The organism is Sphingomonas sp. GW821-FHT02B09 (assembly GCF_059421875.1).
Genome location: NZ_JBWKVV010000001.1, coordinates 271,764 through 284,205, shown reverse-complemented (window position 1 = coordinate 284,205; position 12,442 = coordinate 271,764). Strand labels below are relative to the sequence as shown.

The following is a 12,442-nucleotide window of genomic DNA, read 5'->3' as shown; positions in this document are numbered from 1 at the left end:
TGCCCTCATGGCCGTGAAGAGCAGAGGACGGGGACCGGGCGGAGCGAGCGACAAGCCGACCTCCTTCGACATCGCCGCACGCGCCGGCGTGTCGCAGCCGACCGTCAGCCGCGCGCTGCGCGGCGACCGCACGGTGAGCGCGGCGACGCGGATGCGGATCGAGGCGATCGCCCGCCAGCTCAATTACAAGGTCGACAAGAACGCCTCGTCGCTGCGCCGCGGCCAGAGCATGACGCTGGCGCTGCTGTTCTTCGAGGACCCGCTCGACGACGGCAGCTTCATCAACCCCTTCTTCCTGTCGATGCTGGGCTCGATCCTGCGCACCTGCGCGGCGCGCGGCTACGATCTGCTCAGCTCGTTCCAGCAGCTCTCCGCCGACTGGCACACCGATTACGAGGACAGCCGCAAGGCGGACGGGATCATCCTGCTCGGCTATGGCGATTACGAACTGTACAAGGCGCGGCTGGAGGCGCTGGTCGCGCAGGGGACGCATTTCGTGCGCTGGGGCTCGGTCGACAGCCACAATCTCGGCGTGACGATCGGCTGCGACAATATCGCGGGCGGGCGGGTCGCCGCCGGGCATCTGGTCGACCGCGGCCGCCGGCGGATCGGCTTCATCGGCCATGCGGACGATCATTATCCCGAATTCCGCGACCGCTATCGCGGGCTGTGCGCCGTGTTGCGCGCGCACGGCCTGCCGGTCGATCCCGGTCTGCACGCCGATGCGCTGACCGTCGAACAATCGGGCTATGAGGCGACGAAGCGGTTGCTGGCGCGCGACATTCCGTTCGACGCGCTGTTCGCGGCCTCCGACATCATCGCGCTCGGCGCGATGCGCGCGCTGACCGAGGCGGGGCGGCGCGTACCCGAGGATGTCGCGATCGTCGGCTTCGACGACATCCCCGCCGCCGCGACGACGCAGCCGCCGCTGACGACGATCGCGCAGGACTATCGCCGCGCGGGCGAAGTGCTGGTCGACACCTTGCTGCGCCGCATCGCCGACGAACCGACCGATACGGCGCTGTTGCAACCGCGGCTGATCGTGCGCGGATCGACGTAAGCATCCATACCGTTGGTGCTGAGCCTGTCGAAGCACCGTGAGACTCACCTGCCCTTCGACAGGCTCAGGGCGAACGGGGAAAGGGGCGTTCTCGCCCGGACGTTCGTGCCTTTTCAAACCCGGCAAAGAATAGTTCGCGCAGAGACGCAGAGACGCAAAGGGGGAGCGTCTGCCGCGGCCGCGGCCCGTCAATTCACGCCATGAGGTAGACAAGACCACGCACTGCCCCGGGCGCGACACCTTTGCGCCTTCGCGTCTCTGCGCGAACAAAAACCTTCCTTACAGTCACCGCGCCTTGCAATGCTGGGCGACGAACGCCGCGTGCGTCGGCATCGCGCCCGCCTCGCGGCGGTAGAGCAGTTCCAGCGTCTCCATATATTCGCCGAGGTCGCCGTCGTCGATCTGGTCGGCGAGCGGGTGATGTGCGCGTGCCGCCACCCCCTGCCCGGCCAGCACCTGGAGCCAGCCGTCCTCGGTGAACAATTCCTCCTGTTCGCGGACGATCGTCCCCGCCTCCTGCCAGAGCGCGATCTTGGCGCGCAGCGTATCGGGCAGGTTCGTTGCCCGGCACGCCTGCCAGAAGGGTTCGGCGCGGCCGTTCGCCCAATAATGGAGGATCAGGAAGTCGCGGATGCGCTCGATCTCCACCCCGGTCTGGCGATTATATTCGTCGCGCAAGGCGGGGGCGACGGGCAGCGCGGGCAGCAGCTTGATCAGCCGCGCGATCGCCGACTGGATGAGGTGGATGCTGGTCGATTCGAGCGGTTCGAGGAAGCCGCTCGCCAGCCCCATCGCGACGACATTGTGGCTCCAGGCACGCTTGCGGCGGCCGGTGACGAAGCGGAGCTGGCGCGGTTCGCCCTGCGCCTCGCCCTCGATGTTTGCGAGCAGCGTGTCGGCTGCGGCCTCGTCGCTGGTGAAGGCGCTGCAATAGACATGGCCGTTGCCGGTGCGATGCTGGAGCGGGATACGCCATTGCCAGCCCGCCTCGCGCGCGATCGCGCGAGTATAGGGCAAAAGCGCGCCGACATTGGCGCTCGGCACCGCGATCGCACGGTCGCAGGGCAGCCAATGGCGCCAGTCCTCGTAACCCGTTTCGAGCGCTCCCTCGATCAGCAGGCCGCGGAAACCGGTGCAGTCGAGGAACATGTCGCCGGCGACACGCTCGCCGGAATCGAGCGTCAGCGCGGCGACGTCGCCGGTCAGGGGATCGCGTTCGACGCCGGCGATCCTTCCCTCCGTCCGCTCGACACCGCGATTGACCGCGAAGCGGCGGAGGTAGGCGGCATAAAGGCCCGCATCGAAATGGAAGGCATAAGGCATCGCCGGGATCGTCGCCGCGGTGAGCGGCCCGCCGCGGTGCATCCGCCCGGCCCGCGCGGCCACCTCGTTGAGGCAATACGCGTCGAGCGGCTTGGCGAGGCCGAGCCGGCGCGCGCGCAGCCAGTAATGCTGGAAGGCGATCAGCCCGACGTCGCGGCCGACATCGCCGAAAGCGTGCATGTAGCTATGGCCGGGCTCGCGCCAGCCGTCGAAGGCGATGCCGAGCTTGAACGTGCCGCCGGTGGCACGCAGGAAGGCATCCTCGTCGAGGCCGAGCGCCTGATTGAACAGGCAGATCTGCGGGATCGTCGCCTCGCCGACGCCGACCGTGCCGATGTCGTCGGATTCGATCAGGCGGATGCGGTAGCCGGTTTCGAGAAACCCACCCAGCGCCGCCGCCGCCATCCAGCCGGCGGTGCCGCCGCCGGCGATCACGATCGTGGTGACGGATGCTGTCATGCCCTTGGCCTATCGACAAAAAGGGCTGCCGTCACAAGACGACAGCCCAAGGTTCCGGGGAGGAATGGAGGTCGGCGTCAGAATTTGTAGGTGACGCCGATATAATAATCGCGGCCATAGCGCTGGTAGTCGATCACCTGGCGCGGATCGTCGTTCTGATAGGTGATGAACGGACGATCGGTGAGGTTCTTCGCCTGCGCGAGGATCGAGAAGCCGCGGAGGAAGCCCTCCTGGAATTCATAGCCGATCTGCGCGTCGAGGATGCCTTCCGACTTGGCGGTGCGATAGGTAGGCGACGCCGAGAGGCCGGCGACCTCGGCGAGGAAGTCCGAGCGGTAGCGATAGTTGGCGCGCGCCTGGAAGCCCCATTTCTCGAAGTAGATCGTGCCGCTGCCGGTCCATTTCGACAGGCCGGGCAAGGTGATCGCCTGCGTCGGGTTGCTGGCGAACTTGATCGTCGACTGGGTGTAGTTGCCGCTTGCGAAGATGCCGAAGCCGTCGAGCGCGCTGGTGATCGCCTTGAACGGCAGCGAGACGGTCGCCTCGACGCCGAGCACCTCGCCGCGACCGGTGTTGGCCGGTGCGCTGACGTTGCCGATCGTCTGGCCGGCGGCGATGACCTGCGCCTGCTGCGCTGCGGTCAGCGCCGGCAGCAGCGCCGAGAAGTCGTAGGCGTAGCTGTTGTTCGGATCGACGAAGTCGGTGAGGTGCTTGAAATAGCCCGACAGCGCGACATAGCCGCCGGCGTCGAAATATTTCTCCAGCGACAGGTCGATGTTGGTCGACTGATAGGGCCGCAGCGCGACGTTGCCGCCGGTCGAGCTGAACACCGGGAACAGCCCCGCCGGGGTACGACCGATGTTGGTGAGGTTGATCCCCACGTCCTGCGTGACGCGCTCCTGGTCGAGGCGCGGACGCACCATCGTCTGCGATGCGCCGAGCTTGACGTAGCCGTTGTCGACCAGCTCGACCGAAAAGGTCGCCGAGGGCAGGACGTTGGTGTATTTTTCGGTCTGGTCGGCCGGGGCGACGGTGACCACGCCGTTGACGACGCTGGCGATCTGGCCGACCGACCGTTGTTCGGAGCGGACCACCTGCACGCCGAGCGCACCCTTGACCGCCTTGCCGCCGAGGTCGCCGTCGAGGCTCAGCTTGGCATAGCCGGTATAGACGTCCTCGATGACGCGATTGTCGCGGACCAGCGACGACGGCCGGTTGTCATAGGCGGCGTTGAGCGCATTGTTGTATACGTAAAGCGGGTCGTAGGTCAGCATCGCCGGGACGCCGAGATAATCGAGCGGGATGTTGGTGCCGAGCAACGCCTCGGTCGGCACCGCGGCGCTGGTCGGCGTGCCGCTCGCGACGGTGCAGCCGGTGCCGGCGCCCCGCGGGCAGAGGAAATAGGAAGTATAGGCGCTCGTCTTCTCGCGCCGGCTGTAATTGCCGCCGACCTCCCAGCTGCGCACGAGGCTGCCCTCGAACTCGCCGTTGAGGCTGGCGCGGAGCGACTTGAGATCGTCCTTGAACTTGGGCTGGTTGAGGAAGCCCGACTGGACCACCGCCTGCGTGCCGTTGTTGCCCCAGCCCTGCGGATCGGTGAGGCGCAGGATGTTGGTGTTGGTGTAGTCGAGCGTCGGCACGATCCGGTAGGTGCCATTGGCATTCTGCGTGACCGTCACCGTGTCGGCGACGCCGCTCTTGGCGAAACCAGTACCGGTGTTGGTCTCGAGCAGGAAGTCGGTGCGCGTCGCGCGGCTCCAGCTCGCATCGACGTTGAAGTGGAGGCGCTCGCCGAGCTTGATGTCGTTGTTCCAGCCGAGCGACAGATTCTCCGCCTTGCGCTGGTTATAGTCGTTGCGCTGAACCGCGAAGACGTTGCTGAACGTCGTCGTCGTCGCGAAGCCGTTGTTGACGGTGATGCCGCTGCGCACCGGATCGGAGAAGCCGAGCGGGAATTCGATGCCGCGCAGCCGCTGCGTTTCCTCGAAATTGGAATAGAGCGCGTCAAAGGTCGAGTGGAACACCTCGGACGGCTGCCATTCGACCGTGCCGACCGCGCCGTAGCGCTTCAGCTCGTTCGACTGGACATAGGGCTTGGCGCCGCCGAGGATGTACGGGTCGGCGGCGGTGCCGGTACCCGGATAGCCCCAGGCATTGTAGCGCTCGTCCTGCGACGGCGTCTGCGTCCCGGACACGCCGATCGCGATGCCGAGCGTGTCGCCCGCGAATTTGTCGATATAGGTCGCCGAGGCGCGATAGCCGTAGCGCGACGAATCCGGGTTGAGATTGTCGATGCCGTTCATCTGGCCGCGGGCGTTGATCGCGAAGACGCGGCCCGATTGTTCGAGCGGACGCAGCATGCGCAAATCGACGGTACCCGAGATGCCCGCCGCGATCAGCGACGCGTCGGCGGACTTGTAGACGTTGACGTTGCGGAAGAATTCCGAGGGATATTGATCGTATTCGACGCCGCGGTTGTCACCGACGGTCACCTGTTCGCGGCCGTTGAGCAGCGTCGTCGAGAAATCGGGGCCGAGGCCGCGGATCGACAGGCGCTGGTCGCGCCCCTCGAGCCGCTGCGCGGTGACGCCGGGCAGACGCGCGAGCGAATCGGCGATCGAGACGTCGGGCAGCTTGCCGACGTCCTCGGCCGAGACGCTGTCGACGATCAGCGTCGAGTTGCGCTTGATCTTCGCCGAATTGGCGAGGCTGGCGCGGATGCCGGTGACGACGATCTCGCCACTGTCGGTGGCGGCGTCCTCGACGGTCTGCGTCTGTGCCGCCTCCTGATTGGGGGTCGGCTCGGCGGCGGGGGCCGGCGCCTGCACCGTCGCCGCGGCGGGCGGATTGGCGGTGGGCGATTGCGGGTTGGGCGCTTCCTGCGCGAAGGCGGCACCGCCGGTGACCAGAAGCACGCTGGCGATGGCGACGGTGCTGGAGCACAGCGCGATACGAGCGCGGCGCGTGTATAGAGACTCGGTCTGGGACACGAAGAAATCCTCCCCCTAGTGGCGTCATGCCCCCACCCGCTCCATCGCGGATGATCAGCTGACTGGTTGCCCGGCTTGTGAACGCGGGGGGATTAGGAGCCAAGTCGGCCACATACGTATTCACGGAGCGGCAGGCGCTCCGTGCTTTTCGTGCAACGTCAGGCCACTAGTGCGTGGCGTCGAGGAAGGTGTTGACGGTGAGCCGGCCGGTCGCCGGATCGGGATCGAAGGCGAGGTCCACCGGCAAATCGGCGCAGTGCAGCGTGTTCGACCGATAGAGGATCGCGCGATTGAACCGCCCCTCGTGCACCGCCAGCCGCTCGAACAACGGCGTGTCGCCCGCGATATACCCGGCCGCGGGCAGGCCGCCGCGCCGCAGGTCGGTGTCGAGCGCGGCGCGATACGGGTCGAGCCGCGTCGCGTCGATCGACTCGAAACCGGTGCTGCGATGCCGGTAGAAGGCGGTGCCGCTACGCTCGTCCGGCGACAGATAATGGAGCAGCGCGAGCCGCGTCGGCGAGACTTCGTCGAAATGCGGCAGGCGCTGGATCGGCGCGAGCGCCGCCGGCGGCGTGGTGACGATGGAATAGAAGGCATCGGCGATCGCCAGCCCGCCGACGCCGAACGCCGCCTGTGCGACGGGCTCGAGCCGGGCGAGCAGATCGCGCAGCATTCGCGGCGAGACCGGGGCGCGGATGCCGGGATAATGCGGCCCGATCGGCGCGAACGACAGGAAGGCGGCATCGTCGCGGAAGCGCGCGGCATCGGCGAAACCGTCGATGACGACGACGGGCTGCGCCTCGGCGCCGTGGTGGGTGATCGAAACCGTCCAGTCCATCGCCGGGGATGTCGGGCATGACGGCGAAGAATGCAATCGCGGGACCCGCAAGGGCTCATATCTGCACTTCCGCTAATGCGTCGCAACATCTATGATGAAGAGGCGACGGGATCAACGGAGGCGATGCCATGACGGAGCCGGTCTACACCCTGTACGACGTTCGCGATTACCCGATCGTGCGCTTCGTCGGCGAGGCGACGGAAGGCTATGCGACGCGCTGGTGCGCGGAAATGGATCGGTTGCTCGCCGATGGCGGGCGGTTCGTGCTGATCTATCCGCCGCGCCGCCAGGAGGAGGCACATGCCGACTGCGTCGCCCGCGGCCAGTGGCTCAAACACAATAAGACGGCCTTGGCCGAGCGCTGCCTCGCGGTGATCGCGATCGAGCCCGATGCCGCGCGGCGGGCGGAGATGGAGGCGATGTACCCCAATCTCGTCAAGGCGTTCGGCACGCCGCAGGCCGTACGCGCCACGGCCGCCGAGGCCGAACGGCTCGCGCGCCACCTGCCGGCCGGCGGCGGGCCGTCCGACGGGGTTTGAGCGCAACGCCGCCGAACGGGGTGAGGGATCATGGTCGATGTCAGCGGACGGGTCGACGGGCCGATCCACAATGCCGGCTGGGTCGCCTATGAGCCGATCGCGGCGATCCGCGAGGCGGCGTTCGACCGGATGATGGCGATCGCCGTCAAGGCGTCGCTGTAGCTGGCGCAGTCGGCGGGCAAGCCGCCGCGCGAGCGCCGCCCCCGCCCGTCAGGACCGCAGACCCTCGACCAGCGTCAGGTCGACGTCGGGGATCATCCCTTCCAGCACCGCCCAATAGCCCGACACCGCATCCTGCCCGGCGGTCTGGTATGCCTGCGACATCTTGATCCGCACCGCCTCGAACAGGTCGTTCTCCATCCGCGCGCCCTCTTCGGTCAGGCGCAGCAGACGCTGGCGGCGGTCGCGTTCGCCCGGACGGGTCTCGACCAACTTGCGGTCGGTTAGTTCGTTGAGTACGCGGCCCAAGGACTGTTTGGTGATCGCGAGCAATCCCAGCAACTCGCTGACCGTCAGGTCGGGTTTGCGCGCGATGAAATACAGTGCACGATGATGCGCGCGGCCCAATCCCTGTGCTGCGAGCCCCTGATCGACGGAGCGGGTGAGATGGCTATGGCCAAAATACAGCAGTTCCATGCCGCGACGCAATTCGGGCTCGCGGAGAAACTGGGCGGAAGCGGAGGGAGCTGTGGCAGCCATGTTGACCAGTTTAGCCCCCGCCCGTACGCGTCCGCAACCCCTGATGCCTGAGAGAAATCGATGACCCGTGTTTCCACGGCCGCCGCGCCGACCTTCCGTTTCGATCGCAGCGCGACCCCGGTCGAGGCCAATGAGCGCGCCGCGCGGCTGGTCGACCCGGGCTTCGGCCGCGTCTTCACCGATCATATGGCGGTGATCCGCTACACTGAGGCGGAGGGCTGGCACGACGCCAAGATCACCGCCCGCGCGCCGATCACCGTCGATCCGTCGACTGCGGTGTTGCATTATGCGCAGGAAATCTTCGAGGGGCTCAAGGCCTATCGGCTCGACGACGGCGGCACCGCGCTGTTCCGGCCCGACGCCAATGCGCGCCGCTTCAACAACAGCGCGCGCCGGCTCGCGATGCCCGAGCTGCCCGAGGAACTGTTCCTACAATCGTGCCGGCAGCTCGTCGCCACCGAGCGCGACTGGTTTCCGCAGATCGAGGGCGGCGCGCTTTACCTGCGTCCCTTCATGTTCGCGAGCGAGGCGTTCCTCGGCGTCAAACCGTCGTCCGACTATCTCTATATGGTGATCGCCTCGTCGGTCGGCGCCTATTGGAAGGGCGGCGCACGCGCCGTGTCGATCTGGGTCAGCCAGGATTATACCCGCGCCGCGCCCGGCGGCACCGGCGAGGCGAAATGCGGCGGCAATTATGCCGCCAGCCTGCTCGCCCAGTCGGAGGCGATCCGTCAGGGCTGCGACCAGGTCGTCTTCCTCGACGCGGTCGAGCGCCGCTGGGTCGAGGAATTGGGCGGCATGAACGTCTTCTTCGTGTTCGACGACGGTTCGATGGTGACGCCGCCGCTGACCGGCACGATCCTTCCCGGCATCACCCGCGATTCGATCATCCGCATCGCGCGCGACCAGGGGATCGAGGTGCGCGAGGAGCTGTACGGCATCGACCAGTGGCGCGCCGATGCGGCGAGCGGTCGCCTGACCGAGGCATTCGCCTGCGGGACCGCCGCGGTGGTGACGCCGATCGGCGAGGTCGCCGGTGTCGACGGCCGGTTCACGATCGGCGGTGGCGGCACCGGTCAGCTCACGCAGCGGATGCTCGACGCGCTGTCGGCGATCCAGCGCGGTCGCGCGGCCGACCCGCACGGCTGGTTGCAGCGGCTCGACTGATTTCGTCGGGGCGGCCCGAAAAGTCGTACCGGCGGGGCTTTCCAACCCCGCCGACCCGGCTATAAGGCCGCCTCCTCGTTGGGGCGTCGCCAAGTGGTAAGGCAGCGGCTTTTGGTGCCGCCATCCGCAGGTTCGAATCCTGCCGCCCCAGCCAGGATCCAGACACATCGACCTCGATGCGCCGGTCGTGGCGGCCTAGTCCCGCGCTGCCGCCGCCATGGCGCGGTTGCGTGCCGCGGACGCCGCCAACGTCTCGGTCAGCAGCGTGACGAGGCGATCGTCGCGGTCGAGAACGTTCAGGCCTTCGCGCGTCGAGCCGCCCGGACTGGCGACACGGTCGGCGAGTGTCGCAGGGCTGACGTCGGCCTCTGCGGCCATCGTCGCCGAACCGGCGAGCGTCGCCCGCGCGAGCCGGGCCGCCTGATCCTGCGACAGGCCCAAGGTCGCACCCGCCCGCGCGAGCGCATCGGCGAAACGGAAGACGAAGCCGGGGCCGCAACCGGCGAGCGCGGTGACGTCGTCGAACTGCGCTTCGCTCGCTATCCACTCGACGAGGCCGAGCGGCCGCATCCATTCAGTCAGCTCGGCGCGTGTCGCATCGTCGGCGGCGGTGGAGAAAAGCGCGACGACGCCCTGCCCGATCGCGACCGGCAGGTTCGGCATCGCACGCACCACCGCGCCCGCCTGGCAGAGCGTGGCGAGCGTCGCCTCCTCCACACCGGCGAGGATCGACACCAGCACGCGCGGCGCATGACCGGCGAGCGGCCCGTCACGCAACAGGCCCAGTTGCTGCGGCTTGAGACCGAGCAGGATGACGTCGAACGCCCCCTCCCCCGCGTCGGGGATCGCCGGGACGACGCGGACGCCATCCGGCATCGCGCGACCGCTGGGGCTGACGACGGTGACGTCGGCGGGCGACAGGCCGGCGGCGAGCCAGCGGCGGAGCATGGCGCCGCCCATGTTGCCGGCGCCGACCATGAGCAGCCGCATCAGGCCTCGCCCTGCGTCTCGATCAGCGCGGCGGCGAGCGCCTCCTTAGGGGTCTTGCCGCCCCACAGCACGAACTGGAACACCGGATAGAAGCGCTCGCACTCCTCGATCGCCGATTCGACGAGCAACTCGGTGGCGCCGAGCGACATCGTCCCCTCCTCCTCGCCGTCGATCATCGCGGCATGGCGGTAGAGCAGCACGCCCGAGGACGACCAGAGCTCGAAATGGCCGATCCACAATTGCTCGTTGACCAGACCGATCGCCTCATAGACCGCGGCGCGGCGATCGTCGGTGACCTTGATATCGGGGAAGGCGAGGAATTGCAGAACGCTGTCGTCCTCGCGCCAGAGCGCGCGCAATTCGTAGCTGGTCCAGCTGCCCTTGACGGTCGCGACGATCTCGTCGTCGTGACGCTCATGCTCCCAGCCATGCGCGGCATAATAGGCCTCGAGCATGTCGATGGGGGCGTCGGGTTCGGATTCGTGTTCAGCGTGGTCGAGCATCGTTACGCCTCTATCGCACGACAAGGCTGCCGAGGCAAAAACGCCCAGGCAACCCCATCGTGGACAACACTGTCGATAAAGCTGTGGAAAAGTCGATCAGGCGGTAGGGACCGGATCGGCAGACGGCGTCGGGGTGGCGCCGAGCCGCGCTTCCAGCGCATCGAGCCGCGCCTTGAGCGCATCGTTTTCGTCGCGCGCGGCGACGGCCATCGCCTTCACCACCTCGAACTCGTCGCGGCTGACGAAGTCGAGACCGCCGATCCACTCGCGCGCGCGTGCCCGCGCGCCCGATTCGGCCTCGCGGCCGACGCCGGCCAGAGTGCCGGCGGCGCCGTTCACCAGCTTCACCAGATCGTCGAACAGGCGGTTGTCGGATTGCATATCGAAGGGTCCCGGAAAAGCGATGCTATGTGTCAGAGCATCTGGGACGTATGCGCCGCCGGCACAAGGGTTTCGGCATCGGGGTTGAGCTGGCCGATCCGCCAGGTCAGGACGCCGGCGAAGCTGATCCAGATCAGATAAGGCACCATCAGCCACGCGGCGAGCGGGCGGATGCGGCCGAACAGCACGGTGGTGATCGTCCCGACGATCAGGATCGCGACGATCACCAGCAATGCGGCGCCGACCTGATGCATCCCGAAGAACAGCGGCGTCCATGCGAGGTTGAGGACGAATTGGACGGCGAAGGCCGTCAAAGCCAGTCCCCGTCCGCGCGCGCCACGCGCATGGAGGATCATCGCCACCGCGAGGCCGAGCAAGATGTAGAGCGAGGTCCAGGCGACCGGGAAGACCCATCCCGGCGGGGTCAGCGCCGGCTTCTGCAACGCGACGTACCAGCCGTTGTCGGCACCCGCCGGCACCGCTCGTCCGGAGGCGAAGCCGAGCAACAGGATCAGCGGTACGGTAAAGATGGCCCAGCGCAGGAAAGACACCCGCAACTGTCCCTTGGAAGCGATGCCCCCCACCCGATGCTCCTCAACAGCGTTCACGCCTGCTTTGCCGCGCCGCGCAGCCTTCGTAAAGCACCCGTATCGGTGATCGTTCCCATTGTAGATCAATCGCGTATCGCGGCGACCAAATATTCCACATTGCCCTCCGGCCCGGTGATCGGGCTCTCGACGATACCGACCGCAGGCCAGCCTTCCGCCGACAGCCATGCGACGACCTCGTCGCAGACGCGGGTGCGGACTGCCGGATCGCGGACCACCCCGCCCTTGCCGACCTCGGCGCGCCCGGCCTCGAACTGCGGCTTGATCAGCGCGAGCAGTCGCGCGCCCGGCCGGGCGAAGCCCATCGGCCGCTCCAACACCTTGGCAAGACCGATGAAACTGGCGTCGCAGACGATCAGGTCGACGGGCTCCGGGATATGCGCGTCGGTGAGGATGCGGGCGCTGGTCTGTTCGTGGACGATGACGCGCGGGTCCTGGCGCAGTTTCCACGCGAGCTGGTTGGTGCCGCTGTCGACGGCATAGACGCGCGCCGCGCCGCGGCTGAGCAGCACGTCGGTAAAGCCGCCGGTCGAGGATCCGACGTCGATCGCCACCGCATCGGTAACGGCCCAACCGAAATGGTCCAGTCCGTGCGCCAGCTTGATGCCGCCGCGCGATACCCAGGGATGATCGCGCCCACGCACGTCGAGCGCGACGTCGTCGGGGAACGCCTGTCCCGGCTTGTCGACCTTGCGCGTGCCGGCGAACACGAGCCCCGCCATGATCAGCGCCTGCGCACGCGTCCGCGATTCCGCAAGGCCGCGATCGACGAGCATCTGGTCCGCACGGGTCTTTGCCATGACGCGCGCCCTAGCGCGAAAGCGGCGTGCGCGTCACCCCGCATGCGCCGGTCCTTCGCTCCGGCGCTCGGCGCCTTCGATTGGG

13 protein-coding genes and 1 tRNA gene are annotated in these 12,442 nt (G+C 67.6%); 5 read left to right on the top strand and 9 right to left on the bottom strand.

All coding sequences use genetic code 11. The features are described 5' to 3' along the window. Positions 1–7 precede the first annotated feature (7 nt). Positions 8–1,060: a LacI family DNA-binding transcriptional regulator gene (locus tag AC07U4_RS01320; protein WP_495194163.1), complete on the top strand. Its 1,053-nt coding sequence runs from the start codon at positions 8–10 to the stop codon at positions 1,058–1,060. A gap of 285 nt (positions 1,061–1,345) precedes the next feature. On the opposite strand, the gene AC07U4_RS01315 is transcribed toward AC07U4_RS01320, so the two are convergent. From AC07U4_RS01315 to AC07U4_RS01305, 3 genes are all read right to left on the bottom strand, one after another. After that, positions 1,346–2,842, bottom strand: coding sequence for a tryptophan halogenase family protein (locus AC07U4_RS01315; RefSeq protein ID WP_495194162.1), 1,497 nt, complete (start codon positions 2,840–2,842; stop codon positions 1,346–1,348). 77 nt (positions 2,843–2,919) lie between these two features. Continuing rightward, positions 2,920–5,832 carry a TonB-dependent receptor gene (locus AC07U4_RS01310; protein ID WP_495194161.1) on the bottom strand — a complete coding sequence of 971 codons (2,913 nt, stop codon included), beginning with the start codon at positions 5,830–5,832 and terminating at the stop codon, positions 2,920–2,922. A 166-nt stretch (positions 5,833–5,998) separates the two neighbouring features. Further along, complete coding sequence (locus tag AC07U4_RS01305; protein ID WP_495194160.1) at positions 5,999–6,670, bottom strand: DUF6445 family protein; 672 nt, start codon at positions 6,668–6,670, stop codon at positions 5,999–6,001. A 128-nt stretch (positions 6,671–6,798) separates the two neighbouring features. On the opposite strand from AC07U4_RS01305, the gene AC07U4_RS01300 reads away from it, so the two are divergent. Continuing rightward, a complete protein-coding gene (locus AC07U4_RS01300) occupies positions 6,799–7,209 on the top strand; it encodes a hypothetical protein (protein WP_495194159.1) in 411 nt (136 codons plus the stop codon). Positions 7,210–7,239: 30 nt separating this feature from the next. Next, positions 7,240–7,371, top strand: a complete 132-nt coding sequence (locus AC07U4_RS01295) for a hypothetical protein (RefSeq protein ID WP_495194158.1) — start codon at positions 7,240–7,242, stop codon at positions 7,369–7,371. Between the two features lie 48 nt (positions 7,372–7,419). Here AC07U4_RS01295 and AC07U4_RS01290 read toward each other — a convergent pair whose 3' ends face one another. Further along, on the bottom strand, positions 7,420–7,908 hold the full coding sequence (locus tag AC07U4_RS01290) for a MarR family transcriptional regulator (protein ID WP_038658858.1): 489 nt from the start codon (positions 7,906–7,908) through the stop codon (positions 7,420–7,422). A 60-nt stretch (positions 7,909–7,968) separates the two neighbouring features. On the opposite strand from AC07U4_RS01290, the gene AC07U4_RS01285 reads away from it, so the two are divergent. Together AC07U4_RS01285 and AC07U4_RS01280 are read left to right on the top strand one after the other, a co-directional pair. Next, complete coding sequence (locus AC07U4_RS01285) at positions 7,969–9,075, top strand: branched-chain amino acid aminotransferase (protein ID WP_038658854.1); 1,107 nt, start codon at positions 7,969–7,971, stop codon at positions 9,073–9,075. Positions 9,076–9,154: 79 nt separating this feature from the next. Continuing rightward, positions 9,155–9,229: transfer RNA gene (locus tag AC07U4_RS01280), tRNA-Gln, on the top strand. Between the two features lie 41 nt (positions 9,230–9,270). On the opposite strand, the gene AC07U4_RS01275 is transcribed toward AC07U4_RS01280, so the two are convergent. From AC07U4_RS01275 to AC07U4_RS01255, 5 genes are all read right to left on the bottom strand, one after another. Beyond that, the gene (locus tag AC07U4_RS01275; protein ID WP_495194157.1) at positions 9,271–10,065 is read right to left on the bottom strand and encodes a pyrroline-5-carboxylate reductase family protein; all 795 of its coding nucleotides are present in this window, start codon (positions 10,063–10,065) and stop codon (positions 9,271–9,273) included. After that, positions 10,065–10,568 (bottom strand): type III secretion system chaperone family protein, encoded by a 504-nt coding sequence (locus AC07U4_RS01270; protein WP_038658848.1) that lies wholly within the window; start codon positions 10,566–10,568, stop codon positions 10,065–10,067. Before AC07U4_RS01270 ends, AC07U4_RS01275 begins: the two co-directional genes overlap by 1 nt. A gap of 96 nt (positions 10,569–10,664) precedes the next feature. Beyond that, the gene (locus tag AC07U4_RS01265; RefSeq protein WP_038658846.1) at positions 10,665–10,949 is read right to left on the bottom strand and encodes an accessory factor UbiK family protein; all 285 of its coding nucleotides are present in this window, start codon (positions 10,947–10,949) and stop codon (positions 10,665–10,667) included. A 32-nt stretch (positions 10,950–10,981) separates the two neighbouring features. After that, on the bottom strand, positions 10,982–11,533 hold the full coding sequence (locus AC07U4_RS01260) for a TspO/MBR family protein (RefSeq protein ID WP_495194156.1): 552 nt from the start codon (positions 11,531–11,533) through the stop codon (positions 10,982–10,984). An 89-nt stretch (positions 11,534–11,622) separates the two neighbouring features. Beyond that, the gene (locus tag AC07U4_RS01255; RefSeq protein WP_495194155.1) at positions 11,623–12,357 is read right to left on the bottom strand and encodes a TlyA family RNA methyltransferase; all 735 of its coding nucleotides are present in this window, start codon (positions 12,355–12,357) and stop codon (positions 11,623–11,625) included. Between the last annotated feature and the right edge of the window lie 85 nt (positions 12,358–12,442).